We start from the raw sequence: 3,501 nt of genomic DNA, 5'->3' as shown, positions 1-3,501 counted from the left end.
TCGCCGCGCATCTCACGCTCGAGCAGCAGCACCTTGTTAGGGTGCAGCGGCGTCAAGTTTTCGAACATGATTTTGTGCTTCGAGGCTTCCGGCGGCTGGCCGTTGACCTTGTCGACCTTCACCAGCGCGAAATACCGCTCGCCGTCTTTCGGCGTGCGGACTTCACCTTCGATCGTGTCGCCGGTGTGCAGGTTGAAGCGGCGGATTTGCGACGGGCTGATATAAATATCGTCCGTACTCGCCAGATAAGAGGTTTCTGGCGAACGCAGGAAGCCGAAGCCGTCAGGCAGCACCTCGAGCGTGCCGTCGCCGAAAATCGTTTCGCCAGTTTTGGCGCGCTTTTTAAGAATGGCGAACATCAATTCCTGCTTGCGCAGGCGGTTCGCACTTTCGATCTCGAGGCCATTGGCCATCTCGATCAATTCGGACACGTGCTGAGTCTTAAGCTCGGATAAATGCATACGGAGAACCCGCAGGAGAAGGTGCGACCTGAAATGGAATCTGGGAGGAGAGTGAGCGGAACCGCTCAGGGACTTAAGCGTCTTTTCGACGTTTTGCGGATTCTAGCATAGCACACGCCAATTTAAGCCAGCGCGGCATAAACGCATCTTCTCACGGTTCGTGTTGTCGTGCGACAACACGAACCGCGGTGTTTCAATTAAAACAGATTACAGGTTGCCGTCGAGGAACGCGGTGAGTTGCGATTTCGACAGCGCGCCGACCTTCTGGGCCGCGACGGCGCCGTTCTTGAAGAGGATCAGCGTGGGGATGCCGCGCACGCCGAATTTCACCGGCGTCGACTGGTGTTCGTCCACATTGATCTTGGCGATCTGCAGGCGGTCGCCGTAGTCCTTGGCGACTTCGTCGAGGATCGGCGCAATCATCTTGCAGGGACCACACCATTCGGCCCAGAAATCGAGCAGCACGGGTTTGTCGGATTTAACGACGTCCTGTTCGAACGATGCGTCGCTGATATGCTTGATTTGTTCGCTCATGTATACCTCTCTCGGATCGAGGCCCGCCTGGATGCTCGCCACGATACATCAAACTAAGAAAACTTCCGTTCGCGTTGCCGCAAAGGGAGCCATGCTGAAACATTCGCGGGCGATCTTCTCGACGCGCTCCGGAATGCGCAGAATGCTCGGCTTTACGGGACATTCGTACGTCAGTTTAGCCTAAATTGCTATGCGTTGCCGGTGGTGATAGTACTCATGCAGGCAGTAGGGCTAAGGCCTGCCGGTAGCGCGGCCACCTCTGTTACACACACTATCTGGTGGTGGCGCAGGCGAACACAAGTGGCGTCGCAGCTAACTTTGTTGGGATTTGCTTCGCCTGGCGGGCTGACCGATGGTAGAATCTTTCGTGACGGGCCTCCTCGCATGGAGGGGCGGTCAACCTGGTCAGGTCGGGAACGAAGCAGCCACAGCCGTTTTCCACCAGTGCCGAGGGTCGGGCTCGTCACCTTCCTTTTTGTTTCTGTCGTTGGCCCGAATTTGGCCTCTGCAGTTGGCCTGAAATTCGTTTCGGGTCTGCGCGTATCTGATCCCTACGGTGTCCAGTTTCCCTCAGCGCTTCTCGCGTTGTTGTGGCGTTGCCTCTGCGCGGTTGTCCGCGTGCCCGCGATGCGTTGTCTGTTCGTCGTTCGACGGTTCGCCACTCTCGCTTCCCACTATTTTTTTCTATCGGTCCGGTTGCCGTTTTCAATGAGGCGATCGTGCATGCCCGTGCGTGGTCGAATCGCCTTTGCGCGCTATCGTTACTGATACAATTTCCCGATGACCTATCAAGTTCTCGCACGCAAATGGCGACCGAAGGATTTCGCTTCGCTCGTCGGACAGGAGCACGTGGTGCGCGCGCTCACGCATGCGCTCGACGGCGGGCGTCTGCATCATGCCTATCTGTTTACCGGAACCCGCGGCGTCGGCAAGACGACGCTCTCGCGCATCTTCGCGAAGGCGCTGAATTGCGAAACCGGCGTGACCTCGACGCCGTGCGGCGTCTGCCGCGCGTGCCGGGAGATCGACGAAGGGCGCTTTGTCGATTATGTGGAGATGGATGCCGCCAGTAACCGCGGCGTCGACGAAATGGCCGCACTGCTCGAGCGTGCGGTTTATGCGCCGGTCGATGCGCGCTTCAAGGTCTATATGATCGACGAAGTGCACATGCTCACGAACCACGCTTTCAACGCCATGTTGAAGACGCTGGAAGAACCGCCGTCGCATGTCAAGTTCATTCTCGCTACCACCGATCCGCAAAAGATCCCGGTTACCGTGCTGTCACGCTGTCTGCAATTCAATCTGAAGCAGATGCCGGCTGGGCACATCGTGTCGCATCTGGAGCACATCCTCGGTGAGGAACACGTGCCGTTCGAGGTGCAGGCGTTGCGCCTGTTGGCGCGTGCGGCGGACGGCTCGATGCGCGATGCGCTTTCGCTGACGGACCAGGCGATTGCCTATTCGGCCAATCAGGTAACCGACGAAGCGGTGCGCGGCATGCTCGGCGCGCTCGATCAGAGTTACCTGATTCGCCTGCTCGACGCGCTCGCTGATGGCGACGGTCCGGCAGTGTTGGCCGTGGCCGACGAAATGTCGCTGCGCAGCCTGTCGTTTTCGACCGCGTTGCAGGATCTGGCCAGCTTGCTGCACCGGATTGCATGGGCGCAGTTTGCGCCGTCGTCGGTGCTCGATGAGTGGCCTGAGGCGACGGATTTACGCCGTTTCGCTGAGACGTTGAGCGCCGAACAGGTGCAGTTGTTCTACCAGATTGCGACGATCGGCAGGAGCGAGCTCGGCCTCGCGCCGGACGAATACGCCGGCTTTACGATGACGCTGCTGCGGATGCTGGCGTTTGAGCCGGCTCCGACTGGCGGTGGTGGTGGCCCCAGCACGACCCGTCCCGTGGGTGCGTCGGGCCCGGGCGGCGTGAAACGTAGCGGTTCGCCGGCCGTGGCTGCGCCGCAAGGGCAAGCGGCGCGCGCCGCCGGGGTAAAACCGGTAGCTGCGTCGACGACCCAGGCCGCTGCTGATCATGCTGACGCTGCCGATCGTGAAGCGGTTGTGGCTCGGAGTGCAGAGTCTCACACGGCGAGCGTGCAAGAAAGCGCATTGGTGCAGTCCTCGGGCGAATCCGCGTCTCCTCGGGAATCTGACCTGGCGGCATGGCAAGCCGCGCCTGAAGCAACCAGTCCGGCCGAAGACAACCCGCAACCAGCCATTGAGCCGACACAGGAGCTCACACCACGCGCGGCGAGTGCCGTCGTGACTTCGGCGGTAGAGGCCGATACTCCCGTCGCAGATGCCGAGGCGTTTGCCGACGATCAAGAAGCGGTACCGGCGCGCGGTGAAAGTGCCTCGGAGCCAGCCGTGTCGCACAGCGAATCCGCTGTGTCCAACGCGACTTCAACCGTACCGCTGCCGGTATCTACTGCACCCTCCGTTCGCGAGGAGGCTCCACTTGCCGACGCCGCGCCGCGCCGCGCGGGTGGCGCCAGTGCAGCGCTTG

The 3,501-nt window shown here is 60.5% G+C and carries 3 protein-coding genes and 1 other RNA gene; 2 read left to right on the top strand and 2 right to left on the bottom strand.

From position 1 onward, the window contains the following. Both M0954_RS12460 and trxA read right to left on the bottom strand, forming a co-directional pair. On the bottom strand, positions 1-461 hold a 461-nt coding region (locus M0954_RS12460; protein ID WP_297353521.1), incomplete at its 3' end, for a Rho termination factor N-terminal domain-containing protein. Positions 462-668: 207 nt separating this feature from the next. After that, positions 669-995, bottom strand: a complete 327-nt coding sequence (trxA, locus tag M0954_RS12455; protein ID WP_074264820.1) for a thioredoxin TrxA — start codon at positions 993-995, stop codon at positions 669-671. A 369-nt stretch (positions 996-1,364) separates the two neighbouring features. On the opposite strand from trxA, the gene ffs reads away from it, so the two are divergent. Together ffs and dnaX are read left to right on the top strand one after the other, a co-directional pair. Beyond that, positions 1,365-1,463: signal recognition particle sRNA small type (gene ffs, locus M0954_RS12450), an RNA gene on the top strand. 312 nt (positions 1,464-1,775) lie between these two features. Continuing rightward, positions 1,776-3,501, top strand: a 1,726-nt coding sequence (dnaX, locus tag M0954_RS12445; RefSeq protein ID WP_297353519.1) for a DNA polymerase III subunit gamma/tau, incomplete at its 3' end; no start/stop codon positions are given.

The organism is Paraburkholderia sp., from assembly GCF_026225065.1.
Classification (GTDB): domain Bacteria; phylum Pseudomonadota; class Gammaproteobacteria; order Burkholderiales; family Burkholderiaceae; genus Paraburkholderia.
The sequence above is the reverse complement of the archived record's forward strand: the minus strand, read 5'-3'. Positions and strand labels throughout refer to the sequence as shown.

Coding starts and splice junctions, on each gene's coding strand:
- trxA (WP_074264820.1), bottom strand. CDS start 995: ATGAGCGAACAAATCAAGCATATCAGCGACGCATCGTTCGAACAGGAC.